The sequence below is a fragment of the Prochlorococcus marinus str. NATL2A genome, from assembly GCF_000012465.1.
GTDB lineage: Bacteria > Cyanobacteriota > Cyanobacteriia > PCC-6307 > Cyanobiaceae > Prochlorococcus_B > Prochlorococcus_B marinus_B.
The window spans coordinates 1,220,366-1,246,352 of sequence record NC_007335.2; the positions used below are offsets into that span (position 1 = coordinate 1,220,366).

At 38.4% G+C, this 25,987-nt stretch carries 14 protein-coding genes; 7 read left to right on the top strand and 7 right to left on the bottom strand.

Annotated features, from left to right (window positions below; genetic code table 11):
* The first annotated feature begins 6 nt into the window (after positions 1–6).
* Both PMN2A_RS06805 and PMN2A_RS06810 read left to right on the top strand, forming a co-directional pair.
* Positions 7–1,122 (top strand): FAD-binding domain-containing protein, encoded by a 1,116-nt coding sequence (locus PMN2A_RS06805; RefSeq protein WP_011294817.1) that lies wholly within the window; start codon positions 7–9, stop codon positions 1,120–1,122.
* Between the two features lie 101 nt (positions 1,123–1,223).
* Positions 1,224–2,150 (top strand): oxidoreductase, encoded by a 927-nt coding sequence (locus PMN2A_RS06810; RefSeq protein ID WP_011294818.1) that lies wholly within the window; start codon positions 1,224–1,226, stop codon positions 2,148–2,150.
* On the opposite strand, the gene PMN2A_RS06815 is transcribed toward PMN2A_RS06810, so the two are convergent.
* The 5 genes from PMN2A_RS06815 to PMN2A_RS09975 all read right to left on the bottom strand — a co-directional run bounded on the left by PMN2A_RS06815 (position 2,133) and on the right by PMN2A_RS09975 (position 11,884).
* A complete protein-coding gene (locus tag PMN2A_RS06815; RefSeq protein WP_011294819.1) occupies positions 2,133–2,726 on the bottom strand; it encodes a hypothetical protein in 594 nt (197 codons plus the stop codon). The two genes, PMN2A_RS06810 and PMN2A_RS06815, sit on opposite strands and share 18 nt — an antisense overlap.
* A 157-nt stretch (positions 2,727–2,883) precedes the next feature.
* A complete protein-coding gene (locus tag PMN2A_RS06820; protein ID WP_011294820.1) occupies positions 2,884–3,729 on the bottom strand; it encodes a transglutaminase family protein in 846 nt (281 codons plus the stop codon).
* Entirely contained in the window at positions 3,726–4,700 is a 975-nt protein-coding gene (locus PMN2A_RS06825) for an alpha-E domain-containing protein (RefSeq protein ID WP_011294821.1), read from the bottom strand. The genes PMN2A_RS06820 and PMN2A_RS06825 overlap by 4 nt, the downstream gene beginning before the upstream one ends.
* Before the next feature lie 9 nt (positions 4,701–4,709).
* Positions 4,710–6,140, bottom strand: a complete 1,431-nt coding sequence (locus PMN2A_RS06830; protein ID WP_011294822.1) for a circularly permuted type 2 ATP-grasp protein — start codon at positions 6,138–6,140, stop codon at positions 4,710–4,712.
* 278 nt (positions 6,141–6,418) lie between these two features.
* A complete protein-coding gene (locus PMN2A_RS09975; RefSeq protein WP_011294823.1) occupies positions 6,419–11,884 on the bottom strand; it encodes a DUF4214 domain-containing protein in 5,466 nt (1,821 codons plus the stop codon).
* Positions 11,885–12,213: 329 nt separating this feature from the next.
* Here PMN2A_RS09975 and psbA point away from each other — a divergent pair, with 329 nt between their 5' ends.
* Positions 12,214–13,296, top strand: a complete 1,083-nt coding sequence (psbA, locus tag PMN2A_RS06845; protein WP_011294225.1) for a photosystem II q(b) protein — start codon at positions 12,214–12,216, stop codon at positions 13,294–13,296.
* An 84-nt stretch (positions 13,297–13,380) separates the two neighbouring features.
* Here psbA and PMN2A_RS06850 read toward each other — a convergent pair whose 3' ends face one another.
* Complete coding sequence (locus PMN2A_RS06850) at positions 13,381–18,012, bottom strand: DUF4214 domain-containing protein (protein ID WP_011294824.1); 4,632 nt, start codon at positions 18,010–18,012, stop codon at positions 13,381–13,383.
* A gap of 320 nt (positions 18,013–18,332) precedes the next feature.
* Between PMN2A_RS06850 and PMN2A_RS06855 the strand changes: the two genes are divergently transcribed.
* Positions 18,333–19,331 (top strand): hypothetical protein, encoded by a 999-nt coding sequence (locus tag PMN2A_RS06855; RefSeq protein WP_011294825.1) that lies wholly within the window; start codon positions 18,333–18,335, stop codon positions 19,329–19,331.
* Here PMN2A_RS06855 and PMN2A_RS06860 read toward each other — a convergent pair.
* Positions 19,301–20,239 (bottom strand): tetratricopeptide repeat protein, encoded by a 939-nt coding sequence (locus tag PMN2A_RS06860; RefSeq protein ID WP_144043283.1) that lies wholly within the window; start codon positions 20,237–20,239, stop codon positions 19,301–19,303. The two genes, PMN2A_RS06855 and PMN2A_RS06860, sit on opposite strands and share 31 nt — an antisense overlap.
* Before the next feature lie 480 nt (positions 20,240–20,719).
* On the opposite strand from PMN2A_RS06860, the gene PMN2A_RS06865 reads away from it, so the two are divergent.
* The 3 genes from PMN2A_RS06865 (at position 20,720) to PMN2A_RS09985 (ending at position 25,987) form a co-directional block, all read left to right on the top strand.
* Positions 20,720–22,075, top strand: a complete 1,356-nt coding sequence (locus PMN2A_RS06865; protein WP_011294827.1) for a DUF4214 domain-containing protein — start codon at positions 20,720–20,722, stop codon at positions 22,073–22,075.
* An 83-nt stretch (positions 22,076–22,158) separates the two neighbouring features.
* Positions 22,159–24,261 (top strand): DUF4214 domain-containing protein, encoded by a 2,103-nt coding sequence (locus PMN2A_RS09980; protein WP_011294828.1) that lies wholly within the window; start codon positions 22,159–22,161, stop codon positions 24,259–24,261.
* A gap of 322 nt (positions 24,262–24,583) precedes the next feature.
* Positions 24,584–25,987, top strand: a complete 1,404-nt coding sequence (locus PMN2A_RS09985; RefSeq protein ID WP_011294829.1) for a DUF4214 domain-containing protein — start codon at positions 24,584–24,586, stop codon at positions 25,985–25,987.

The following is a 25,987-nucleotide window of genomic DNA, read 5'->3' on the forward strand; positions in this document are numbered from 1 at the left end:
AATCATATGAATATTTTTGATGAGGCTAATGATTTATTAGATAATTTCATTTTCGATCACCTTAATTCATACCATCAACTAAGAAATTACGATTATGGGATCGAAAACAGGACTAATGTTTCTCAGATTTCTAAATATACATCTCATAGAATCCTTTACGAATTTGACATAATTGAAAAATTGAAAAAGTATGATAAGAAACAAAAGTACACTGATGAAATCCTTTGGAGGATCTACTGGAAGGGTTATCTTGAAAATTACAAATCCATATGGTTTGAATATATAAATTTCAAAGAAAACTCAAATAATTCATACTTAATTAGTTCTGCGATGAATGGTAAGACAGGTATAGATTGCTTTGATACATGGATAGAGGAGCTTAAAGAAAATAACTATTTGCATAATCACGCAAGGATGTGGTTCGCAAGTATATGGATTTTCACTCTGGGACTTCCATGGCAATTAGGAGCGAGGCTTTTCATGAAACATCTACTAGATGGAGATGCTGCATCAAACACCCTTAGCTGGAGATGGGTGGCTGGTATGCACACGAATAAGAAGCCTTACTTAGCATCTAAAGAAAACATCAATAAGTACACAGTTAATCGATTTAGAGATACTCCAATCAGCATCTCGAGCAAAATTAATATCATAAAACATAGTCAACATCAATCGAACAAACTTCCAGTTCAAAGAAGTTTCCCTAATAGTAATATTCTAATAATGTTTGATAATGATATGGATATCATGAACAGATCAACGTTATTTAATTCATACTCAAAAGTTTATATATTGCGTAATATACCCATAAATAATGAATTTGAGCTAAGTGAAAACGTGAGTCAATTCAAACGAGGTCTAATTGATAAAATAAATAAGTTAATCCCAAACTCAAAAGTATTAAAATTAACTGACCTAGGAATTAATTTGTCTGGTCACAGTATAATTGATGTTATCTACCCAGGAATTGGGCATAACCTAGATTCAATAAATAAATTTGCCAATCAAAATCAAATCATTATTAATTATATATATAGAGAAGAAGATCTTAAATGTTGGAATTATACAAATTCAGGATTTTACAAATTTAAAACTTTATTTTATAGACTGAATATGATCTAAAATCTTATCAATTCATATTAAATCAATGCAAACATGCTTATCTACATCGACCACAATTAAAACAAATCATAATTATAGTAAAACAACATATTGAAATAATTATGGTTAGATTAAATGAAATCAAGATGCAAGATGGAAAAATATTCTTAATCACTGGAGCCAATAGCGGTCTTGGTTATGAAACATCAAAATTCCTTCTAGAAAGAGGGGCAACAGTAATCATGTGTTGCAGAGACTTGCTCAAAGGGGAGAAAGCCAAAAAAGAACTTTTAAAATTTAAGTTTTCTGGAAAAATTGAACTAGTTGAATTAGATTTATCCGATTTAATTAATGTTAAAAAATTTGCTGAATCAATAAAAAATACATTTGATCACTTAGATGTCTTAATCAATAATGCTGGAATAATGGCTCCCCCAAAGACTCTTAGCAAGCAAGGTTTCGAAATACAGTTTGCTGTTAATCATCTTGCACACATGTTTTTAACCTTAGAGTTACTACCCATGCTTGAAGAAAAAAATAATTCTAGGGTTGTCACAGTAACCTCAGGCGTTCAATATTTTGGAAAAATTCAATGGGAGGATCTACAAGGAAATCTTAAATATGATAGGTGGGCTTCATATGCGCAGAGCAAGCTTGCAAACGTAATGTTTGGATTGGAACTCGATTCAAAACTTAAGGAAACCAATTCAAAAACTTCTTCACTACTAGCTCATCCAGGATTTGCACGTACAAATTTACAGCCAAAGTCTGTTGAGGCTAATCAATCATGGCAAGAAGAACTTGCTTATAAATTGATGGATCCCATGTTTCAAAGCGCGAAAATGGGAGCATTACCTCAAATAACTGCCGCCACATTAACTAGCGCTTCGGGAGGAGAACAATATGGACCTAGGTTCAACTTCAGAGGGTTCCCGAAAATCTGTAGAAATGCTCCAAAAGCATTAAATCAAACTTCAAGAAAAAAATTGTGGGACATAAGCGAAAAGCTCATAAAAGATTTTGATACCCTCTCAAAACAAAGTAAGTAATTCTTCTCCTTTTTCACATATTTCTTGTTGTGAAGGGCATTCTGTTTTTCCAGTCCAATGAATTAAGCCTTTTCTAATTGAACAATTACATTTATCCTCACCAGTTAATTCATTGAGTTCTTTCCCTGTCCAAGGAGATGCCTTATCACTAAGCATTATTTCTTTCAATCGATCAGAAAACGACTTATTTAAACCGTCAAAAACTTGCACAGACTGAAGGAAATCATCAAACGCCTCGGATTTATCGTCATAGTTTCTTTTTTCTAATTCTTTATCAAAAACAGCTCTCATAAATTTTGTACAATTAATTGCTTCAGAATTAGTGAATGGTTTTAACTTTTGACTTAAGTATTCACGATTACTGACTATTGATTCAAGTGTAAATAACATTTTTTCTAAATTTTTTATCTTATTAACTGAAGACAAATCAATATTTTGGTTATCATTATCAGATAAGGACTTAGTAACTAAATCAGTAATATGCTCGGTTAGGCTTTTGCCAGACATCATTGCCTGTCGCTTAACTTTAATTAATAAGTCTTTTGAGATTTTTATATTAAACTGGCTTTTAGTCATTTATTTAAAAGCATGACTGGGATAACTATAGTCATTTGTTTAACAATAGCAAGAACATGAACAAAAAAAAAAGATTCTCTTCGAACGACAATGTACTTTACTGTTTTTACTATCTTTACTACTTTTACTAGTAAAGATAGTAAGTTTATCTTTCTAGTTAAGTGATATCAATTTTCCACTCTAGTTCACTTTTTAAGTTAGAAGGTCCAACAAAACTTCCTCTTAGTGGTGCTACAAGTTCAGATTTTGAAGAAGAGGCCAAAGCAACATAATTATGATTAATCAGTCCGCACCCACTGGGGTCAAAACCTCTCCATCCAAAACCAGGTATATAAACCTCTGTCCATGCATGTAATTCATACTTATCAGGAGCTTGATCCATAAATTGATATCCGCTTACAAAACGACTGGGTATACCAACACATCTACAAGTTTCCATTAACAATATTGCTAAATCTCGGCAAGAACCTACTCTCTCGCTCAGAGTCCTTCCAGAAGTCCATGCTGGTCCAATATGTCTTGGAGTATATTTAACTCTATCTTTAATTAATTCAATTAAATGATATAAAAAATCCAAAACATTATTATTTATTCCTGCTAAAGCCTCTTGGGCAATTCTAATAGCGGCAGGATCATGCTGGCCATTAGGAAACCATCCTTTAATAAAACCAATTAATGAATCATTGGATTCAATCTTCAAAGGTAAACTTAAATCATAATCATTCTTCAACTGATATAAATCTGGGTGGATATTTGTTTCTATATCACTTTCTGTTTTTATCTTTAAAGAATTTGTAGACCCTGTAAATAGCAATTTAAAAATATCATCTCCATTATCTGATAGCAAAGGGAAAATAGAATATGGAGAGGGAAAGATTTGCAGATCGAAATTAGATAATTCCTGAAAGCTATTAGACCTTGGCTTAAGACAAATTAAATGCTCTTCTAGTGATACCGGAATTTCATAATTATAAACTAATGTATGAATTATTTTCTTTTTCATCCTTGTAAAGATTCAAAATCAAACTTTTTATCATTTCTAAAATAAATCCCATGTATAAGATCATGCAATTTATTTAAATCAATTTGAAGACTATCAATAGCCTCATGTAAACCATCTTTAATCAAGTGATCGATTCTTACAAAGCTCCATTTTGAAAGCAATAATCCTATTAAACATTCAAGATCATTTGGTTTTTTTGAAACGGGTGAATTTTGAATTTTACTCAAAGATTCATTAATACCTTCGAGGCAAAATCTAACTGATCTTGGAAAGATAGGGTCCAGCAACAAAAAGCTAGCAATTGCATTTGGTGTTATTGAACCTTGCTCAGATATTCTAAACATTTGATAAGCACCCGCTGATCGTAATAAAGAAATCCACTGAAGCTCATCCAAGGCTCCTCCAAGTTCTTTTAGATTTGGTAAAAGTAAAAAGTATTTTACATCTAATATCCTAGAAGTTTTATCAGCTCTCTCAATCAACCTTCCTAATTTACTAAAATTCCATGCTATATCATGACTAAAAGTAGCATCAGTAACTCCATAAAACAATTGACAACCTCTTCTAATTTCAAATAATTGTTCTTGAGCAGGTTGATGCCAGATCACCTCACCTTCTTGAATACTCCAATATAAACTATTAATTTGTTCCCACATTTCAGAAGTGATCACATCTCTTATTTGACGTGCATTTTCTCTTGCCATACAAATACAGCTTAAAATGCTATTAGGATTTTCTCTATCTTTAATAAGGAAATTTGCGACATCACTAGGAGTTTTATTTAGATAGCTTTCATCAAACTTATTTCTATCTCCACTAGCGTCTACCAAAGGCAACCAAGGCTCAGCACTCCCAGGAGGACAATCTAGTGCCATAGACTCACTCACCTCAACAAATCTAGAAATATTTTCTGCACGTTCAAGATATCTGTTAATCCAATAAAGTGATTCAGCGACTCTGCTTAATAACATTTTTTATTATTAACCAACCACCCAAGTATCCTTACATCCACCTCCTTGAGAAGAGTTAACAATCAAAGAATCGCGTTTTAAGGCTACTCTTGTTAATCCTCCAGGACTTACCCAAGTATTCTTTCCTCTAAGGACATAGGGTCTCAAATCAACATGACAGGGATAAACTTCACCATCACTAAGGGATGGAACTGTAGACAAGTCTAATGTTGGTTGAGCTATATAATTTCTTGGATTAGCTTTTATCTTTGCTGAAAATTTATCAATATCTATTTGAGATGAGTGTGGTCCAATTAACATTCCATAACCGCCTGCTTCAGAGACACTTTTAACAACTAACTTACCAAGGTTTTCTAGTACAAAACTAAGGTCACTTGATCTTGCACAAACATATGTTTTAACATTATTAATTATTGGTTCCTCTTTTAGATAATACCTAATCATTTCAGGTACAAAAGTATAAATTAATTTATCATCTGCTAGCCCTGTTCCAGGTGCATTTGCAATAGCCACTCGACCTTTCTTCAATACATCAATAAGACCTGGAACTCCAAGCATTGAATCTTTTCTAAAAAACTTAGGGTCTAAATAATCATCATCTATTCGACGATATATTACATCAACTTTTTTAATCCCAGAAGTAGTTTTCAAATAAACATTTTGGTTCTGACAAACTAAATCACTTCCTTCTACTAGTTGAATACCCATTTGTTGGGCTAAGTAACTGTGCTCAAAATATGCACTATTAAAAACACCAGGAGTCAGCAGAACAACTTTCGGTGTATCCGTCCAGACGGCTAATTCCTGGAGTGATTTCAGTAAATATGACGGATAATCTTCAATAGGCCTAACAACTCTGCCGTTAAAAAGGCTTGGGAAAATCCTTTTCATTACTAATCTATTTTCTAAGAAATAAGCAACTCCTGAAGGACAGCGAAGGTTGTCCTCTAAAACAAGCCATTCGCCATTTCCATCTCTAATAAGATCTAGACCAGATACATGGCACCATTTCCCAAGAGGAAGAACAAAGCCCTTCATTTGAGGTCTCCAGCCATCAGAGCTTTCAATGAAATCTCTTGGAATAATCCCATCATTAATTATTTGTTGTTTTCCATATACATCAGCTAAAAATAAATCTATGGCTTCGAGTCTTTGTATAAGTCCCCTCTCTAAACCTAACCATTCTAAAGAACCTATTACTCTTGGAAGAGGGTCAAAAGGGAGAATCCTTTCAGAACCTTTGCTACCTGAATCATTGAGACGAAAAGTAGCTCCATGACGAAGAAGAAGCTTTCTCGCGATCTCATGACTAATGTTCAACTGATGTAAGCCCATCTCTCCTAAAGAGGTAAGTAAAGGCTCTAGTGATGACCTCGGCAAAAAATCATCAGAAGAAAAATATTCATCGAAACCCTTTTTAGGTTGATAATCTTTAAACATATCAACCAAAAAAATAACTTTATAAAATATGGAGCAAGTTTTAAATTAACTAGGTAGCTAAAAATACAAAAAGCACTCTAAAAGCTTTAAAGAATTAAGATGTGTATATTTAAATACGCTTTAAAAGATTTCGTAGCTTTCGAAAGATAAGTAGCCGTCAATTTAAAGAAGTCCTATATTTATAAGATCTAAGAATTCAACTTATCTAGAATGCTTCAATAAAATTAGATAGCAAATATGAACCTAAAAACATCCAATCGTAATAGATATTTTGAACTTTAGAACAAACCAGTTACCTCACTAAATAAAGCCTTATTCTCTAACGACTCAGCAAAACCTAATAACAATTCTCCTCTATTTTCTTGCCCACTGTCTAACTGCTCAACCCAATAATCATAACCACCTTGATCTGCATCTCTACCAAGAATATTTTTATATAGATTGTTCACATACGTTCCTGTGTCAACATCAGCTCCATAAGTAGATTTAAACTCTTCAGAACCTAAGAAAGAATCAGCTACTTGACGGTTACTATTTTCACCAGACGAGTTTTTATCAATCCAATATTCAAGTCCATCAGAATCAGGGAATCTTGCAAAAGCAGCGTTGTAAACCCTAAACATTTGTCCCGTTGAATCATCTTTCGATTTCACCTGATCAAACGTCTCTTTAATATCGCTAATTCCACTAAAAGATTTATCATTAAACTCCAGTTTTGGAACGCCAGTAATATCATCGAATCCATCCTCAGTCTTAACTTCTATTGTTCCATCTTCTCTTTTAAAGAATTTAAAGTCTTTACTATCACCCGTATATGTTTTAACAACATCTAGTTTAGAAACGTCTACCTTCTGATCGGCGAATTGAATATATTCGACATTCTTTAAAGTGTCATTTCCATCATTCAGTCCCTCTCTTTGATCTTGAATCGCAACTGTATCTTTTGTTCGATCAAACTTATAATCAGCAAAATTTCCGGCATAGAACGCAACATCTTCTCCTTCTCCTCCATCAATAAAGTCTGACCCCAAGCCACCAAAAATCTTGTCAGAAGTCTCGCCTCCTTCCAATCTGTCATCACCGTCATCTTTACTCTTTACTAGCGACGCCCAATGGCTTGTCGAATCCAATTCAGCTCCATCTCCTTGGGGTTTCTTTAAATCATCAATTTCTTGCCATGGATAAGCGACTTCACTAATGGGTTTTTTATCTAAAGCAACTGCCGTTGGATCTAGATTCGCTAATGAAATCACAGCAAGTGCATCTGCTTCTACTGCTTCGGCATGAGCTCTACCTTCATCAGTCAATGCCCAATCAGCAACACTTAGTCCTGCAGCTAATGCTGCTTCTTCAGGTATCAGACTCACTTCATTTGAAGTAAGAAGGGAATTTGCTAAGTTTGCTGCCTCTTTAATGGGATCCGTAGTCGCTCCCCAGTAACCCGCTGTTTTATTCGCCTCATTATCTAGTGACGTATCAAAATGCTTGGCATCTGTCACCCAAGCACCATTAGTAGCCTGATACCCTCCTGCTGATTTGATTTCTTCCGCTGTAATCCCTTCTGGAATTGCAGGCTTTACTTCTCCTTCTGGTGCTTTCCATCCATCTTTCTCAAAATCTTCTGATTTCACCCATTGGCCAAATGGATCCCAAAAACCTCCATCAGTTTTAATATCCGTCGCTGCAGGTGGTGCCCAGGCAACAGTTTGAGCATCCGCGCTTCCTTCTCCAAAATGAGCTACGGAAGAAACCCATTTTTTATCGGCATCAAAATATCCACCGTTCTTTTTAATTTCATCGGTTTCAGGAACAGTTCCCGTGTTATTCAAAAACTCCTTGGATGTGACCCACTTACCATTGGGGTTTCTAAAACCACCATCTTTTTTAATCAATTCATCTGGAGGGACAGTCCATCCAGCTGATGATGGATCTTTGAAATAATCGTCTTCTTTAACAAACGTTCCATCAGATTTTGTAAAGCCTCCTGATTTAGCAATTGCATCTGCTTCTGGTGGAGTCCAAACAGTCGTTTCTGCTGGTTTATCTCCAGTTGTTCGTTTGCCAAAGAAAGAATCTGCTGTCATCCATTCACCATCAGGTCCCCGTAGACCGCCTTCCCAGCGAATGATCTCGTCTTTTGGAAGCACCCAATTTTTAACTGCTGCCGCAGCATCAGGTGCCATTTTTGCTAATTGATCCGGAGTAACCGCAGCAAATGATTCTGGATCAAGTTCTTTTAAGGTCTGACCTTTAAATCCAGCCATTGCTTCTGCGTCAAACGCTGCAATGTGCGTTGGATCAAATCCCTCCATCGCCAAGGGATCAAACGCTGCAATCTGATCTTTTCCAAAGCCTGCTACTGCAGTTGGGGCAAACGCTGCAAAATGATCTTTATCAAAACCGGCCATCGCCATTGGATCAAACGCCGCAGCATGCGTGTGATCAAATCCAGCAACTGCCATTGGATCAAACGCCGCAGCATGCGTGTGATCAAATCCAGCAACTGCCATTGGGTCAAACGCCGCAGCATGCGTGTGATCAAATCCAGCAACTGCCATTGGATCAAAGGCTGCAAAATGCGTGTGATCAAATCCAGCAACTGCCATTGGGTCAAACGCAGCAACATGCTCGGGATCAAATCCAGCGACTGCCATTGGGTCAAAGGCTGCAAAATGCGTGTGATCAAATCCAGCAACTGCCATTGGGTCAAACGCCGCAGCATGCGTGTGATCAAATCCAGCAACTGCCATTGGATCAAAGGCTGCAAAATGCGTGTGATCAAATCCAGCAACTGCCATTGGGTCAAACGCCGCAGCATGCGTGTGATCAAATCCAGCAACTGCCATTGGATCAAAGGCTGCAAAATGCGTGTGATCAAATCCAGCAACTGCCATTGGGTCAAACGCGGCAACATGATCGGGATCAAATCCAGCGACTGCCATTGGGTCAAACGCAGCAACATGCTCGGGATCAAATCCAGCCATTGCCATTGGATCAAAGGCTGCAAAATGCGTGTGATCAAACCCTGCAACTGCCATCGGGTCAAAGGCTGCAAAATGCGTATGATCGAACCCTGCAACTGCCATCGGGTCAAACGCAGCAACATGCTCGGGATCAAAACCAGCCATGGCCATTGGATCAAAAGCAGCAACATGGTCTTTACCTAGACCTGCCATGTAGCCGTAATCAATCGCCGCAAAATGATCCGCATTAAACCCAGCCATCGCTGTTGGATCAAATGCAGCAAATTGATCTTGATCTAAACCTGCTATAGCTTGTGCATCTAAGGCAGCGACATGGTCAGCTTTAAATCCAGCCATCGCTTCAGTATCAAAAGCACCCATGTGCTGGTAATCAAAACCAGCCATGGCCATTGGATCAAAAGCAGCAACATGGTCTTTACCTAGACCTGCCATGTAGCCGTAATCAATCGCCGCAAAATGATCCGCATTAAACCCAGCCATCGCTGTTGGATCAAATGCAGCAAATTGATCTTGATCTAAACCTGCTATAGCTTGTGCATCTAAGGCAGCGACATGGTCAGCTTTAAATCCAGCCATCGCTTCAGTATCAAAAGCACCCATGTGCTGGTAATCAAAACCAGCCATGGCCATTGGATCAAAAGCAGCAACATGGTCTTTACCTAGACCTGCCATGTAGCCGTAATCAATCGCCGCAAAATGATCCGCATTAAACCCAGCCATCGCTGTTGGATCAAATGCAGCAAATTGATCTTGATCTAAACCTGCTATAGCTTGTGCATCTAAGGCAGCGACATGGTCAGCTTTAAATCCAGCCATCGCTTCAGTATCAAAAGCACCCATGTGCTGGTAATCAAAACCAGCCATGGCCATTGGATCAAAAGCAGCAACATGGTCTTTACCTAGACCTGCCATGTAGCCGTAATCAATCGCCGCAAAATGATCCGCATTAAACCCAGCCATCGCTGTTGGATCAAATGCAGCAAATTGATCTTGATCTAAACCTGCTATAGCTTGTGCATCTAAGGCAGCGACATGGTCAGCTTTAAATCCAGCCATCGCTTCAGTATCAAAAGCACCCATGTGCTGGTAATCAAAACCAGCCATGGCCATTGGATCAAAAGCAGCAACATGGTCTTTACCTAGACCTGCCATGTAGCCGTAATCAATCGCCGCAAAATGATCCGCATTAAACCCAGCCATCGCTGTTGGATCAAATGCAGCAAATTGATCTTGATCTAAACCTGCTATAGCTTGTGCATCTAAGGCAGCGACATGGTCAGCTTTAAATCCAGCCATCGCTTCAGTATCAAAAGCACCCATGTGCTGGTAATCAAAACCAGCCATGGCTGCAGTATCAAAAGCAGCAACATGGTCTTTACCAAAACCGGCGACTGCGGTTGGGTCAAAAGCGGCAAAGTGATCTCTACCAAAACCGGCGACTGCGGTTGGGTCAAAAGCGGCAAAGTGATCTTTTCCAAAACCGGCGACTGCCGTTGGAGCAAACGAGGCAAATTGATCTCTATCAAAATCGCTAACCAAAGAAAACTCAAGATTGGAAATATCTTCTTCACTAAAGGAATCTGGTCTTATTCCACCTATAAGTTCAGCTTTTGCCCTAGCTTCTGCCCTTCTCCCCATCTCTTCCGCCCTAGCTCTACCTTCTGGGGTATCTGAGTAGTCTTCAGGTGCTAGGCCTGCTGCTGCTGCTGCTGCCTCAAACTCATCTCTTTCAGCTAAATCTTGAGCACTTGGTCCTTCAGGAGGTTCAAATCCATAAATGCCTTGTCCTTCTCCAGCCAATGTCATTTGGGCTAAAGCTTCCTCTTCTACTGCTTGAGAATGTGCTCGTCCTTCTGCAGTGTTTGCCCAGTCCGCAACACTAAGCCCTGCTGCAGCTGCTTGCTGATCTGGGCTCAATAGACCAGAAGGAGAAGGGTCAGGAGGAGAGAAAACATATCCACCTTGACCATCAACAGCCCAATTTGCTGGGGGCATTAAGGATCCATCTTCACCTCTTTGCCATCCATCAATTTCACTTTGGCTGGCTTGCTGACCTAGATTATTGCCCGGTGAAGGGAGTATTAGTCCTGCGGCTATGTCCCTTTCTTCTGCCCTTCTACCCATCTCCTCAGCTCTAGCCCTGCCTTCAGGAGTATCCGAGTAGTCCTCTAAAGCGAGGCCTGCTGCTGCTGCTGCTGCTTCTAACTCTGCTATATCAGCTAAAGCTTCAGCAGATAGTCCTGGTGGCTCTTCTCTTCGATGATTTCTATCAAAATCATTTTCTGCTTCTCCAGGAACATATTCTCCTGAAGCTATATCCATAGCCTCCTGCCTATCTGCAAACGCCATACCCTCTTCAGTCATTGCCCAGTCAGCTTCACTAAGACCTGCTGCTGCCGCTGCTGCCTGGCTCTCGTTTCTGGCAGCTAGATCTCGCTCACTTAGATCTGGTGGTACATATCCTGGGATTTCAGATGGTGGTACATATCCGGGATCTCCATGTGGTGGTACATATCCTGGGATTTCAGATGGTGGTACATATCCGGGATCTCCATGTGGTTGTCCGGAATTACCTGATGGTGGCGTATATCCTGCATCTCCTGATGGTGGTGGCGTATATCCTGAATCTCCTGATGGTGGTGGCACATATCCTGGATCTCCTGATGGTGGTGGCACATATCCTGGATCTCCTGATGGTGGTGGCATATATCCTGGATCTCCTGATGGTGGTGGTGAAATATTTTCAGGTGTACCAGTCATTTAAGTATTAATTTGAAAATAAATTGAATGAAAAGATAGCAGATCTAGCATAGTTATACAAAATTAAGGCTTGAAATATTAAGAAAAAGTTAAAGCAAGAACTGATTGATGTGATTTTTGTTTCTTATCGATGAACGAACTCACAATCAATTCAACTAATCAGATAAAAATAATTAATTCGTACCAGCAGATTTACTAATTCCCTTTGAAAAAATTTTGGTGTGTTTACCCATCCGATATATCTGATTTAGAAGCTAAATTCCATTTGTCAGATTTTTTATCTGATCTTATTTATTGCTCTCTCGAGCAAATACTTAACGCTCTTTTTCATGACCACCATTCAGCAGCAGCGTTCTTCGTTGCTCAAAGGTTGGCCACAATTCTGCGAGTGGGTTACTTCCACCAACAACCGTATCTATGTCGGTTGGTTCGGTGTTTTGATGATCCCTTGCCTTCTTGCGGCAACAACTTGTTTCATCGTTGCATTTATCGCTGCTCCTCCAGTTGATATCGACGGTATCCGTGAGCCAGTAGCTGGTTCATTCATGTATGGAAACAACATCATTTCTGGTGCTGTTGTTCCTTCAAGTAACGCTATCGGCCTTCACTTCTACCCAATCTGGGAAGCAGCAACTCTTGATGAGTGGCTATATAACGGTGGCCCTTACCAGCTTGTAATCTTCCACTTCCTTATCGGTATCTCTGCATACATGGGACGTCAGTGGGAGCTTTCATACCGTTTAGGTATGCGCCCATGGATCTGTGTTGCTTACTCAGCTCCTGTATCAGCAGCTTTCGCTGTATTCCTTGTTTACCCATTCGGTCAGGGTTCATTCTCTGATGGTATGCCTCTAGGAATTTCTGGAACATTCAACTTCATGTTCGTTTTCCAGGCTGAGCACAACATCTTGATGCACCCATTCCATATGGCTGGTGTAGCAGGTATGTTCGGTGGTGCTTTGTTCTCTGCAATGCATGGTTCTTTGGTTACTTCATCACTTATCCGTGAGACCACAGGACTTGATTCACAGAACTACGGTTACAAGTTTGGACAAGAAGAAGAGACATACAACATCGTTGCAGCTCATGGCTACTTCGGTCGTTTGATCTTCCAATATGCAAGCTTCAACAACAGCCGTAGCCTTCACTTCTTCTTGGCTTCATGGCCAGTGATTTGTGTTTGGTTGACATCTATGGGCATCTGCACCATGGCGTTCAACTTGAACGGTTTCAACTTCAACCAGTCTGTAGTTGATACTTCAGGCAAGGTTGTACCAACCTGGGGTGACGTACTTAACCGTGCAAACCTTGGTATGGAAGTAATGCACGAGCGTAATGCTCACAACTTCCCACTTGACCTAGCAGCTGCTGAGTCTACTTCTGTAGCTCTTGTTGCACCTGCAATCGGTTAAGTCTTTAACTTGATTTTCTTAAAGCCCTCTTTTTGAGGGCTTTTTTTTTGACCTTTTTTTAGTGTCTATATATTTGATTAATCCTCAAAACAGGCCAGTCACCTCACTAAATAAAGCCTTATTCTCTAACGACTCAGCAAAACCTAATAACAATTCTCCTCTATTTTCTTGCCCACTGTCTAACTGCTCAACCCAATAATCATAACCACCTTGATCTGCATCTCTACCAAGAATATTTTTATATAGATTGTTCACATACGTTCCTGTGTCAACATCAGCTCCATAAGTAGATTTAAACTCTTCAGAACCTAAGAAAGAATCAGCTACTTGACGGTTACTATTTTCACCAGACGAGTTTTTATCAATCCAATATTCAAGTCCATCAGAATCAGGGAATCTTGCAAAAGCAGCGTTGTAAACCCTAAACATTTGTCCCGTTGAATCATCTTTCGATTTCACCTGATCAAACGTCTCTTTAATATCGCTAATTCCACTAAAAGATTTATCATTAAACTCCAGTTTTGGAACGCCAGTAATATCATCGAATCCATCCTCAGTCTTAACTTCTATTGTTCCATCTTCTCTTTTAAAGAATTTAAAGTCTTTACTATCACCCGTATATGTTTTAACAACATCTAGTTTAGAAACGTCTACCTTCTGATCGGCGAATTGAATATATTCGACATTCTTTAAAGTGTCATTTCCATCATTCAGTCCCTCTCTTTGATCTTGAATCGCAACTGTATCTTTTGTTCGATCAAACTTATAATCAGCAAAATTTCCGGCATAGAACGCAACATCTTCTCCTTCTCCTCCATCAATAAAGTCTGACCCCAAGCCACCAAAAATCTTGTCAGAAGTCTCGCCTCCTTCCAATCTGTCATCACCGTCATCTTTACTCTTTACTAGCGACGCCCAATGGCTTGTCGAATCCAATTCAGCTCCATCTCCTTGGGGTTTCTTTAAATCATCAATTTCTTGCCATGGATAAGCGACTTCACTAATGGGTTTTTTATCTAAAGCAACTGCCGTTGGATCTAGAACTGTAGCGTCTTCTGTTCCAGATGTTGCTGCCTCTTTAATGGGATCCGTAGTCGCTCCCCAGTAACCCGCTGTTTTATTCGCCTCATTATCTAGTGACGTATCAAAATGCTTGGCATCTGTCACCCAAGCACCATTAGTAGCCTGATACCCTCCTGCTGATTTGATTTCTTCCGCTGTAATCCCTTCTGGAATTGCAGGCTTTACTTCTCCTTCTGGTGCTTTCCATCCATCTTTCTCAAAATCTTCTGATTTCACCCATTGGCCAAATGGATCCCAAAAACCTCCATCAGTTTTAATATCCGTCGCTGCAGGTGGTGCCCAGGCAACAGTTTGAGCATCCGCGCTTCCTTCTCCAAAATGAGCTACGGAAGAAACCCATTTTTTATCGGCATCAAAATATCCACCGTTCTTTTTAATTTCATCGGTTTCAGGAACAGTTCCCGTGTTATTCAAAAACTCCTTGGATGTGACCCACTTACCATTGGGGTTTCTAAAACCACCATCTTTTTTAATCAATTCATCTGGAGGGACAGTCCATCCAGCTGATGATGGATCTTTGAAATAATCGTCTTCTTTAACAAACGTTCCATCAGATTTTGTAAAGCCTCCTGATTTAGCAATTGCATCTGCTTCTGGTGGAGTCCAAACAGTCGTTTCTGCTGGTTTATCTCCAGTTGTTCGTTTGCCAAAGAAAGAATCTGCTGTCATCCATTCACCATCAGGTCCCCGTAGACCGCCTTCCCAGCGAATGATCTCGTCTTTTGGAAGCACCCAATTTTTAACTGCTGCCGCAGCATCAGGTGCCATTTTTGCTAATTGATCCGGAGTAACCGCAGCAAATGATTCTGGATCAAGTTCTTTTAAGGTCTGACCTTTAAATCCAGCCATTGCTTCTGCGTCAAACGCTGCAATGTGCGTTGGATCAAATCCCTCCATCGCCAAGGGATCAAACGCTGCAATCTGATCTTTTCCAAAGCCTGCTACTGCAGTTGGGGCAAAGGATTTGAAATGATCTTTTCCTAGACCTGCCATGGCATTTGGATCAAATCCAGCGACCTGATCTTTTCCTAGCCCTGCCATCACGGTTGGATCAAAAGCTGCAACCTGCTCCTTTCCAAAGCCAGCCATTGCAGTTGGAGCGAAAGCCGCAACTTGATCTTTCCCAAATCCAGCCATCGCCATTGGATCAAATCCTGCAACTTGATCCTTTCCAAAGCCTGCCATTGCGGTTGGAGCGAAAGCCGCAACTTGATCTTTACCAAACCCGGCCATCGCCATTGGATCAAATCCTGCAACTTGATCCTTACCAAAGCCTGCCATTGCAGTTGGATCAAACGCTGCTAAATGGTCTTTCCCAAAACCACCCATCGCAGTCGGATCAAATCCTGCAACTTGATCTTTATCAAAAGCAGTCATTGCAGCAGTGTCAAAAGCCGCTAAATGGTCTTTTCCAAAACCACCCATCGCCTCCTTATCAAAGGATTTGAAATGATCTTTGCCTAAACCAGCCATCGCCATTGGATCAAATCCTGCAACTTGATCCTTACCAAAGCCTGCCATTGCAGTTGGATCAAACGCTGCTAAATGGTCTTTCCCAAAACCACCCATTGCAATCGGATCAAACGCTGCGACTTGATCCTTATCAAACGCTGCCATTGCAATTGGATCAAACGCTGCAACATGGTCTTTCCCAAAGCCACCCATCGCAGCATTATCAAAGGATTTGAAGTGATCTTTCCCTAATCCAGCCATCGCAGTTGGGTCAAATCCTGCTACTTGATCCTTACCAAAGCCTGCCATTGCAGTTGGATCAAACGCTGCCAAATGGTCTTTCCCAAAACCACCCATTGCAATCGGATCAAACGCTGCGACTTGATCCTTATCAAACGCTGCCATTGCAGTTGGATCAAACGCTGCAACATGGTCTTTCCCAAAGCCACCCATCGCAGCATTATCAAAGGATTTGAAGTGATCTTTCCCTAATCCAGCCATCGCAGTTGGGTCAAATCCTGCTACTTGATCCTTACCAAAGCCTGCCATTGCAGTTGGATCAAATGCCGCTAAATGATCTTTTCCAAAACCTGCCATCGCAGTTGGATCAAATCCTGCAACTTGATCCTTATCAAACGCTGTCATTGCAGCAGTATCAAAAGCCGCTAAGTGATCTTTTCCAAAACCACCCATCGCGTCCTTATCAAAGGATTTGAAGTGATCTTTCCCTAATCCAGCCATCGCATTTGGATCAAATCCTGCTACTTGGTCTTTACCTAGGCCTGACATAACAGTTGGATCAAAAGCCGCTAAATGGTCTTTACCAAAACCACCCATTGCAGTTGGATCAAATGCTGCAACTTGATCCTTACCAAAGCCCGCCATTGCAGTCGGATCAAATCCTGCAACTTGGTCTTTACCAAAGCCTGCCATTGCAGTTGGATCAAATGCTGCAACTTGATCCTTACCAAAACCACCCATCGCAGTCGGATCAAATCCTGCAACTTGATCCTTACCAAAGCCCGCCATTGCAGTTGGATCAAAGGCCGCCATTTGGTCTTTGCCAAACCCTGCCATTGCTTTGGCATCAAAGGCTGCAACTTGATCTTTTCCTAAACCTGCCATTGCAGTCGGATCAAATCCTGCAACTTGATCCTTACCAAAGCCTGCCATTGCAGTTGGATCAAATGCGGCCAATTGATCCTTACCAAAACCAGCCATTGCATTGGCATCAAAAGCCGCAACTTGATCTTTTCCTAATCCTTTAACTGCATTTGGATCAAATGCCGCAACCTGATCTTTTCCAAAGCCTGCCATCGCAGTCGGATCAAATGCTGCCATTTGATCTTTCCCAATTCCTCCAATGGCATTGGCATCAAAAGCAGCCACCTGATCCTTCTTGAAGCCAGCCATTGCTGTTGGATCAAATGCTGCCATTTGGTCTTTACCAAAACCGGCCATTGCATTGGCATCAAAAGCCGCAACTTGATCTTTTCCTAATCCTTTAACTGCATTTGGATCAAATGCCGCAACCTGATCTTTTCCAAAGCCTGCCATCGCAGTCGGATCAAATGCTGCCATTTGATCTTTCCCAATTCCTCCAATGGCATCCTCACTAAAGGCTGAAGCTTGATTAACGTCAAAAGAGGCAAATTGATCTTTTGTAAAATTCCCCATTTGAGAGGCATCTACCTGTCCGGCAGCAATACCTCCTATTTGCCCTGCTTTCGTTGGGTCACCCTTAGGTCCTTCTGGCATGAAACCATGACCCATTGGAGGCGGGTTATCACCTCCACCTAGTTCTCCTTCAGGCTTTACGTCTGCACCTTTAGGAGATCTATCTTCGCCCATTGGAGGATTATCACCGCCGCCCATTGGAGGATTATCACCGCCGCCCATTGGAGGATTATCACCGCCGCCCATTGGAGGATTATCACCGCCGCCCATCGGGGGATTATTACCGCCACCGCCGCCCATTGGAGGATTATTGTCGCCGCCACCGCCGCCCATCGGGGGATTATTACCGCCACCGCCGCCCATTGGAGGATTATTGTCGCCGCCACCGCCCATTGGAGGATTATTGTCGCCGCCACCGCCGCCCATCGGGGGATTATTACCGCCACCGCCGCCCATCGGGGGATTATTACCGCCACCGCCGCCCATTGGAGGATGATTACTCATTGCTCAATTATTAATCTTTTTAATTTTTAGCTTTAAAATTTCCAATTGGCAGAAATCTTTAAATTTTTTGATTAACTGGCAATTGATAAGGAAAGTCGATTTAGGAAAAGCATCAAAAGATAATTTTTAAAAATAATTGATTAATTTCAGCTCCTCATTCTTGTCATAGAAGAGAAGTTCAAATAAAATTATATTAAATTCGTGAAATTTAAAACAATAAACAATAGGTAATTTTATTTTAAAAAGAATTTCTTTCTGTAATTCTGGTAGTTTTTATCCAATATCCAATAATATAAAAAATAAAAGTAAAGATAAAGCATATGTTAAACGGAGAATGGGACGTATTAATATCAAAATTCAGAAATCTAGGAGGGGTCGCAGACAATATTTGCCAAAGAGACGGGAGTAAAGGCAGAGGTATTTTCCCAATCAAGGAGGGACTTAAGTCAAAAATCTTTACTCCTTCAAATTTAATAATTAAAAAGGATGATATTTTCTTAGACAATGGGAACGTGAGAATTAAAGAAGAAAAGAAAGAATACAATAATGAAACAAGGGAATTTTTTAATTATTATCAAGATAATTTTTCCTGGGGTGGAGGAGGCAGGGAAAATACAGAAGCTTTTGAGAATTCTCTAAGTCTATTTTCGTCGGAATTAAAGTCTTTACTTAAAGATAATAGATTAGTTGATATTGATCAAAGGCATAAAGGATCATGGAAAGATGTAATATTGAGCCAATTTCTTTATGCAAGAGAATTTAACTTCAAAAACAAATTACAAATTGTTCCACTTTTAGAATTAGTTAATCATGATGTAATCTCATTTCAATTCTATAAATCTGCCAAAGGTATTAGCAGCCCAAACTATCCACCAAATAATTCAGAATTAACATATACATATGCAAGTAAAGGAAGCCTAAGTTGCTTTTTTGATTATGGTTTTTTTAGTAAAGAAACAATGGTGTTTTCATTACCTTTTAATCTGCAGATAGAAAACCAAGGAATCACAATCATGTGTAAGGGTAATGAATTAAGAGATGATATAATCAAAATAAAAAGATCTGGTGAGTCAATACTTATAGACGGTCTTCCAATCGCAGATAGTAATTCACCATCTTTGCCAGAGGCTTATTTTAAAGAATTACTAAGTCAAATAGGAGAAAAAAATGTTACTATTGATTATTTATATAAAATAAAAAACTTTAATAAATTAATTAGAGAAAAGTTCTTAGATAATTTAAAATCAAAAAAAGATATAGCCTCCTCAATGTTTTTCAATGCAGTACTTCATGAACTTGATTTGATTTCAAACTTTTGATTAAGAGAAAATGATCCAATTATTGACCATGGCCTTATTTTCATTATTTTCTTAGTACATTCAATCGCTTCTTCTTTCTTTCCAATAAATCTTAATATGTTGCCTAAATTATAATACGCCTCCACATAATCATCTTTTAGCTCTATAGCCTTTCTTGTTGAAGCTTCAGCTTCCAAAGGTTTGTCAAGATTTTTCAAAATTATACCCAAGCTATTGTAGGCCTGTGGAAAAGAAGGTTGTATGGAAATAGCCTTTTTAACGGAAGATTCAGCTTCAGAATCTTTACCCAATTCCATATAAATTCTAGATAGATTAAAATGTGCGATAGAAGAGTTTGGGTCTAGTTTGATTGCTTTTTTTATGGATGATTCTGCTTCTGAGAAATTAGATAGATCCATATGGACAGAGCAAAGGTTAAGGTATGCCTCTATTAAATTAGGATTAATAAGAATCGCTTTCTGAAGTGACATTATTGCTTTCGATAATATTCGAAGACCAATAAATATTAATCCTAAGTTAAAATGATAATCTGCGACATCTGGTTTTATATTAATTGCCTTCTCTATGGAAAACTGTGCCTCCTCTAACTTACCTTGGGATCTTAAAATATCGGATATAATTGCATGAGATTCTGGGTTATCAGGATATCGATCTGTTGATTTAATAAGAAGATCTAAAGCTTCATTTTCTCTCAGTGATTCTTTGCATAATATTGCATAATTTGAATAGACTTTTGGATCATTGAATCCTTTACTTATAAATTTTTTATAATATTTTTCGGCAGTTTTAAGATCCCCTTTAGAATGGTTTTCGAATGCTTGGGCAATAAGCTTGTTTCTTAACAAATTATTTTTTTTGCTATTACGCTTATTTTTAGACTTATCTTTCATTTCACTAAATCCTACCATACTCTTATTTTGATTTATTTTTTTATCATACACTACTCTAAGGATAAGAGGACATTAAATAATTCAATAAGAATTTATTCATTGTAGGAATAAAACTAGAGCTAGAAGATTAAAAATATTGATAAATTAATATCACCATAAATAATTTTGAAAAGTACCAAAGCTCTAAAACGATTTGCTTTTTATAGTTATCCAAATCAAATCTGATCCATAGGTCATGATTAAATCTATAACAAAGAAAAAATGAGATTAACTATACAAATCAAGTCAGGTTGATATTGAGTAAGTAATCGAACATAAATCCTAGATAAAAAACATATAGTTGATTCGAGAGATAGACGAGTCAGCTCAATCTTAAGAAGTCTTTGATTAACAAAATCAACTTAGTCTCAAACTCTTCAATATATAAACCTGAAAGGATCTAAAGACAATAATCAAAAATTATTGTTATTATATAATTAATAATCTAGATACCTTTTTATGAGTTCCTCAGCGCCTACCTTTACTATAAAAAATATATCTGATTCATCTTTATCTAATATTTTTTCTAAAGAACTTGATATTTTTGGACTAAAGGTTTTTGCAACAAGTGGTACTTCTGATGAAGATATTATTCATGCTGGAAAAATATACGCTGAATATTTAGATAATAACAAAGATGGCATAGTAGACGATTCATTAGTCCTAGAAAAAATGATCGCAAGTAAGGCTGTTTTAGGTATGACTAAAGATCAAAATGAAACAGACTCGTTAGATTTTGCCAGTCTTGAAAATTTAGGTTATCAAGTTCAAGATCTAAACGGAGTAGAAACAATTCAAAATTCATCAGAAATCAATAAATTTGATGCAACTTTAGAAGAAGTACTTCATCTGATTACAGACTATGGATATGGTATGGCTTATTCAGAAGCATTTGCAACAAATCAGTTTCAAGGTTCTTTCTCTATAAATAATTCCTCATTATTAACTGAAGCAATGGATACTGCAAGAGGAGGCAAATTTCTAACGATTCCAACCTCCTACCCCTCATCAGCTTGGTACACGTTTTACGATGATACGGCAGATTATTCTACTCAAGCAACAGAATATTTTTATTGGGGGCTTACTTCAATATTAGGAGCCCAAAATTTTCCTGGTAGATATGAAGAAATAAAATCAGAATGGAAGTTAAATACAGCAGAGAAAGTAAAGGAAACTGATTCTAAATTATATAATTTATTAACAGACTCTAAATATTCATTACCAACTAATATTCCTGATGGTAATTACTCAATAATTAGCAATTTAAAAACTTATAACGGGGCTTTTAATGAATACACTTTTATCAATCAAGGAAATGATCAATATGGAATCAAGTTAGATTCTTCTTCAACAATAGACTCTTTAACTGGTCTTTCCACAGTTAAGTTTTCAGATAAGTCGGTCGATATCAATAAAGATGTTATTGGTACATTCAATCAAGTTACAGGGAAAGATGATGTCACTGGACGTATGTTTCGCCTATACAACGCTGCCTTTGCTCGTTTCCCTGATGCCGATGGTCTCAAATATTGGATCGATAAAAACGCTTCTGGAGAAAATAGCAATCGGGTGGTAGCTCAATCCTTTTTAGCTTCTGCTGAATTCGCTGAGCGTTATGGCAGTAATGTGACCAATGAGAAGTACGTCGAAACTCTTTATACAAATGTTTTAGGTCGAAACTCAGATATAGCTGGTTACAACTACTGGGTAGGCAATCTTAATAATGGCATCGAAACTCGATATGAAGCTCTCCTAGGTTTTGCTGAGTCAACAGAAAATAAAACTCTCTTTAGTGAAGTCACAGGCATAAATTAAGAACAACAGTGGTAGATATATAAAATCTAGACTATCTAGTATAAAATAAATTAATACAAAGATAGGTAATAAAAAAAGGTCTAATGACTCATGAACTCCATAAACCTAAGCCGGTCGAACTCGATCAAGCAAAAAACGATGATGACTTAAAATATGTGCCTGTATGGCAAGGTTTAGGGGATCGTGAAACACCTCCAAAAGGGTCAGTTCAATATCAAGAGGTTCTTGAGGCATTAGGAAAAGATGCCGATGAAGAACTTGCAGAGGATTTTGATTACACAGATTATTTGGCTTCTACAGGGCAAATAGTCTTTTCAGAGGATGATCCACGAGCTCAAAAATATGCCGATAACGAAAACTATCAAGCCGCAGCTAATAGCCAAGTAGCTGAGGCTTTTAAAGGCAATGCTGAAAGGGAGAAGGAGAGAGAAGCAGAACAAATTCGAATTGAAAAAGATAAGGACTTAAAATATGTGCCTGTATGGCAAGGCGAAGGTGATGTTACTCGTATAATACCTACAAAAGGTAGTAATGAATATCAAGAGATTCTTGAGGAATTAGGAAAAAACCCCGATGAAGAACTTTCAGAGGATTTTGATTACACAGATTATTTGGCTTCTACAGGGCAAATAGTCTTTTCAGAGGATGATCCACGAGCTCAAAAATATGCTGATAATGAAAACTATCAAGCCGCAGCTAATAGCCGAGTAGCTGAGGCTTTTAAAGGAAATGCTGAAAGAGAGAAGGAGAGAGAAGCAGAACAACTACGAATTGAAAAAGATAAGGACTTAAAATATGTGCCTGTATGGCAAGGTTTAGGGGATCGTGAAACACCTCCAAAAGGGTCAGTTCAATATCAAGAGGTTCTTGAGGCATTAGGAAAAGATGCCGATGAAGAACTTGCAGAGGATTTTGATTACACAGATTATTTGGCTTCTACAGGGCAAATAGTCTTTTCAGAGGATGATCCACGAGCTCAAAAATATGCTGATAATGAAAACTATCAAGCCGCAGCTAATAGCCGAGTAGCTGAGGCTTTTAAAGGAAATGCTGAAAGAGAGAAGGAGAGAGAAGCAGAACAACTACGAATTGAAAAAGATAAGGACTTAAAATATGTGCCTGTATGGATTAGTCCGACTGAGGAACGTGAAGCACCTCCAAAAAATTCAACTCAATATATTGAGATTCTTGCGGAATTAGGAATTGAAGAACTTGAAGAGGATTTTGATTACACAGATTACTTGGCTTCAACAGGGCAAATAGTTTTCGCAGATTACGATCCACGAGCTGAAAAGTATGCAGAGAACGAAAATTATCAAGCCGCAGCTAATAGCCGAGTAGCTGATGCTTTTCATGTCAAAGCCGAAAAAGAAAGGGGTAAATATATCGATCCTAACGGCGGTATAATAAAGGCAATCTATATAGAAACCCCTCCCAAAGACATCCCCATAGAAGGAACAGATGAGTATAAGCTTTTATTGTGGGAGATAGGAGTTGACCCTGATTCTGGAGTTATCCCAGAAGACTTTGATTATAAAGAACATATTGCTAAAACTCGCAGGCCAAAAGATTATCCAGATTGGCTCGATCCTGTAGAAGATATTGATGATCGTTGGGTTGATCCACTTAAACTCAATACATCTAAAACTTTTGAAAAAGAATTTGAGGAATACCAATTCTTCAGAAGAAGTGATGGATCCTTCGAGATCAAAACAGAAGAAGGTTTTGATGACATAACTGGTATTCCCAAGCTTCAATTTGCTGATAAAGCTGTTAGTGCCATTGCTGAAATAGAAGCAACCTTTAATCAAGTCACAGCCAAAGAAGACCATACAGGTCAAATGTTCCGTCTGTATAACGCTGCCTTCAATCGATTTCCTGATTCTGATGGACTTGAGTACTGGATTGAAAAAAATGGATCAGGAGAAAACACTGAAAGACAAGTAGCAGAGTCATTCTTAGCATCTAATGAATTCAAAGGAAAATATGGAGAAAACATCTCAAATGAACAATATGTAAAAACTCTCTATCAAAATATTCTTGACCGAGAATCAGATACAGAGGGATATAACTATTGGGTTGGACAACTAAATAATGGAGTAGAAGATAGGAGTGAACTTCTTTTAGGGTTTGCTGAATCAGCTGAAAATAAATCACTCTTTACTGAAATGACTGGTTTTGAATAACCAATGAAAACCTTCTTGCTTCTTGCTCTACCAACGACATTTCTCTTTCCTACTCCATAACAACCTGACACCAATCATTTTGGTGCAGGAGGAGTCTTCGAATTAGATCTAGATGACAGCGAAATACCTTTGATAGCTAAGCAAGAGAGAGAACAAAATTTATAAAAGAACAGTTGAACAAAAAAAAGAATAATTATTTAGCTCGGTTTTCTGATTAACTACATATGTCTACTATTGGGATTAGAAAGGAAAAAATATAATCAGAAAATTAAAGTCAGTTGAGTCGAAATTCTCTTATATTAATGATTAAAGCAACCTTAGAATGTGCTTCATTTGCTCACAATCAGGAGGATTTGAAACAGATATTGCAACAGTTATCGGACTTGCAAAACATTCTAAGCTGTTGGTGAACAACACAGTCTCAAACGAAAATCAATCAAAGAATTATTTAACTAATCCTCAAAAATCAACTTCATTTAAGCCAATAGATCCTAAATATCTGATTATGGGATACGCAGATGGACGAGATGAAATTGCTATTAGAAAAGAATATGCTGGAAGCAATAGGCAGATAAAAGTTTATTTATCAAATGGTGGAGATGAATTGATAGATATTAATCTTGGAGAATCTGAAAGAAAGAAATACTATTCATTAAAACCTGAAAATTGGCAAAAGTCATACGTAATTGATTCTCTTGAAAAAATAAATGAATTTATTGATATCGACTTAAAGCTAGTTAGTAAAAAAGATGAAGCTGACTATACAATTGTGATATCTCCTTTAGCCGATAATAACTTTCTCTCAGCAGACCCTGAAAGAGGGAAGAGTGGAAATGTACTGTCTGTAAGTTATCAATCTGGACTGTATACAACTGAAACTAATTTAGATGTCCTTGATCACACTGATTTCAGCAGAAAGATGCAAAAAGCAACTTTCGTTCATGAACTAGGACACTTACTTGGATTAGAGCACCCATTTGATTTGATTGATGATGATGTACTTGATCCGTATTATCCAGAAAACTTTTCCTATCTCAGGACTGAACCATTATTTCCTTATGAATTCACACTAATGGGGTGGAATGGTAGCTATGTAGACAAAACGAGCTATGAAAATATTTGGTTCAGAAATGCCGATATTAAATCACTAGAAGTTATATGGGATAAATCAAAGGTTCAATCTTTTTCAGATAAGAGTTATGACTATAAGTTTTACAATCTAGGAAATGATAATTATGGAATCAAAGATGAATCTTCGGAAACGATAGACCCTCTCACCGGAATAGACCTTTTAAAATTTAATGATCAAAATTTAAATCTTATTAACGACATCAAAGCAACTTTCGATCAAGTCACAGGCTTAAATACAGACTCAGGGAAAATGTTCCGTCTATATAACGCCTCATTTAAACGTCTACCTGACCCTGATGGACTGCGTTATTGGATTGGTAATTTCAGCTCTGGTAAAGACGACGAAAGAGCAGTGGCATCATCTTTTTTAGCCTCTGCTGAATTTAAACAACGTTATGGAGAAAACGTCTCGGATTCAACCTATGTGAATACTCTCTACAAAAACGTTCTTGGTAGAGATGCTGATACTGGTGGATTGAATTATTGGTTAGGTCAACTTAATAGCGGAGCAGAAACTCGCTATGAGGTTCTTTTAGGTTTCTCTGAGTCAGCGGAAAACAAAGGACTGTTTACTGAAATGACTGGGTTCGGTTAA

What these genes read in the sequence shown, in the direction of transcription:
- PMN2A_RS06865 (WP_011294827.1), top strand. Translation starts at nt 20,720, where the DNA reads ATGAGTTCCTCAGCGCCTACCTTTACTATAAAAAATATATCTGATTCA.
- PMN2A_RS06805 (WP_011294817.1), top strand. Translation starts at nt 7, where the DNA reads ATGAATATTTTTGATGAGGCTAATGATTTATTAGATAATTTCATTTTC.
- PMN2A_RS06855 (WP_011294825.1), top strand. Translation starts at nt 18,333, where the DNA reads ATGTTAAACGGAGAATGGGACGTATTAATATCAAAATTCAGAAATCTA.
- PMN2A_RS06820 (WP_011294820.1), bottom strand. Translation starts at nt 3,729, where the DNA reads ATGAAAAAGAAAATAATTCATACATTAGTTTATAATTATGAAATTCCG.
- PMN2A_RS09975 (WP_011294823.1), bottom strand. Translation starts at nt 11,884, where the DNA reads ATGACTGGTACACCTGAAAATATTTCACCACCACCATCAGGAGATCCA.
- PMN2A_RS09980 (WP_011294828.1), top strand. Translation starts at nt 22,159, where the DNA reads ATGACTCATGAACTCCATAAACCTAAGCCGGTCGAACTCGATCAAGCA.
- PMN2A_RS06825 (WP_011294821.1), bottom strand. Translation starts at nt 4,700, where the DNA reads ATGTTATTAAGCAGAGTCGCTGAATCACTTTATTGGATTAACAGATAT.
- PMN2A_RS09985 (WP_011294829.1), top strand. Translation starts at nt 24,584, where the DNA reads ATGTGCTTCATTTGCTCACAATCAGGAGGATTTGAAACAGATATTGCA.
- PMN2A_RS06850 (WP_011294824.1), bottom strand. Translation starts at nt 18,012, where the DNA reads ATGAGTAATCATCCTCCAATGGGCGGCGGTGGCGGTAATAATCCCCCG.
- PMN2A_RS06810 (WP_011294818.1), top strand. Translation starts at nt 1,224, where the DNA reads ATGGTTAGATTAAATGAAATCAAGATGCAAGATGGAAAAATATTCTTA.
- psbA (WP_011294225.1), top strand. Translation starts at nt 12,214, where the DNA reads ATGACCACCATTCAGCAGCAGCGTTCTTCGTTGCTCAAAGGTTGGCCA.
- PMN2A_RS06815 (WP_011294819.1), bottom strand. Translation starts at nt 2,726, where the DNA reads ATGACTAAAAGCCAGTTTAATATAAAAATCTCAAAAGACTTATTAATT.
- PMN2A_RS06830 (WP_011294822.1), bottom strand. Translation starts at nt 6,140, where the DNA reads ATGTTTAAAGATTATCAACCTAAAAAGGGTTTCGATGAATATTTTTCT.
- PMN2A_RS06860 (WP_144043283.1), bottom strand. Translation starts at nt 20,239, where the DNA reads ATGGTAGGATTTAGTGAAATGAAAGATAAGTCTAAAAATAAGCGTAAT.